Genomic DNA, 1,660 nt, shown 5'->3' on the forward strand with positions numbered 1-1,660 from the left:
CTCGCGGCCATGCCTGCCGGCGGCGCCGTCCCCGCAGGTGGCGAAGATGAAGGCTGAGCGAGACGGACGTTGCCGGACGTGCGGGGACGGACGACGGAACGGGACTGGACTGAGGAACGTCGACAGAGACGTCGACGGGAACAGGGCCGGGATCCTGACACGGAGGGACAGAGAAGAGGGACTGGGAGAGACACGCGTCGACTCGAGGCGTCTTTCAGGTGGTGAACGGGTGCACGCTCATTTACTGCTGGCGGGTGACGCAGTGGGACGTCATCCCGTGCGCAGCGGCGGTTGGCGGGGGCCAGGGGCAGCGACGCTTGCTGCTGCGTGCCTCGGCGGCCTCGATGGACATGGTGCTCTACGGGCTTCGCCACGGCGTCCTCACGGCGGCCCTGCTGCGCAAGCTTGCGGACCGGCTTGCCGTCGACGTCCGCAGGCAAGCCTCAAAGGCAGAGCTGCTGGAGGCGCCGCCTGTGGTGCATATTGCGCGTGCTTCGACGTATGGCGCAAGACAGCGGGACGGACGCGCGAGCGACATAAGCGCACGCACCGCACAACAATGTAACAACCATGTGGTCTTGCCCAGGCCCTTTGCCGCTATCTGCACGCTGGGCCGCCGGAGACGGTCGCCGCCTTCATCGCGGCCGCCGTCGATCACTTGAGCAACGCGCAGCGGAAGGCGCTGGAGGCGGGGCTGCGCCTGTCCGTCTTGCTGTCTCTTCGTTCCAAGTTGGTCCGCGTCGTGCCGCGACGTGCCGTACTCCTCCTCTCTCCCGCAGGCGGAGGAGTTGGTGGACGACTTGGCCGAGGAGGTCTTGGACAACGTCGACGACAAGGAGGAGTACTTCGACCTCACCAAAGCCGTGCAAAGCAAGCAGCGCCGCTTGAAAGAGCAGGCGACCAGGCGGCCCCTGTCTGCCTTCGTCCGCAGAGCCCCCGGCCACCACGCGGAGAAAAGGCCTGCTGCCGAGCTGACGCCCGCATTGCCCGCAGCGGCGAGCAGCAGCAGCACTGGTCCAGCCGGTGGCGTGTCCCCGCTGGCAGCTGGCGCCGCGGTCCCGCAGGAGGCGCCGGCCAGCAAGAGGGCGCGCCGCCCAGAAGCCGTCGCTCGAGTGCTAATGCCTGATGGCTTCTGGTGGGGCCCCTTTCGTTTCCTCCGTCGGCGCCCTCGCGAGGCCGAGGACTTCGGCGGGTGGATCATCCGCTGCCCGCACACGCCGGAGCCCGGACGTCCCGGTGGGGCGCCTCTGCCGTGCATGCGCGAGCGAAGCTGCAGGGGGCCCAGCCCGGAGGACGAGGACTTCATCATCCGCGTGCTCAAGCTCTGGGCGGTCTCGTACCCGCGAGAGGGCGCGAGTCGGGGAGAGCACATGGATTTCATGTCGCGGCCGGCGCTGCCACGCGAGTCCGACGTCCCATCTCATGAGGAGTTGGCCGCGCGACTCGCCGTCTGGTAGCGAAAAAGGGAAAACGCGACGAGGCGACGACGCGACGACAACGATAGCAGCAGCGGCGGCGCGAAGAGGAAGCTCCGCGGGAAGCTCTGTCGGTCCCGTCGTGGCCCGGTCCCCTGTGTCCGATGTCGGCTTCCCCTTCCCCACCCCGGTCCCCGTCGGTCTCCCGGCTAACTTCTACTTCTTCTACCTGCTACTACTACCTA

General features: G+C 67.8%; 1 protein-coding gene. It reads left to right on the forward strand.

Going from position 1 to position 1,660, the window contains the following annotated elements; genetic code table 11:
- Nucleotides 1-791: 791 nt before the first annotated feature.
- Nucleotides 792-1,457: a hypothetical protein gene (locus GY769_07545; protein MCP4201771.1), complete on the forward strand. Its 666-nt coding sequence runs from the start codon at nucleotides 792-794 to the stop codon at nucleotides 1,455-1,457.
- The last annotated feature ends 203 nt before the right edge of the window (nucleotides 1,458-1,660 follow it).

This window comes from bacterium (assembly GCA_024224155.1).
GTDB lineage: Bacteria > Acidobacteriota > Thermoanaerobaculia > Multivoradales > JAHEKO01 > CALZIK01.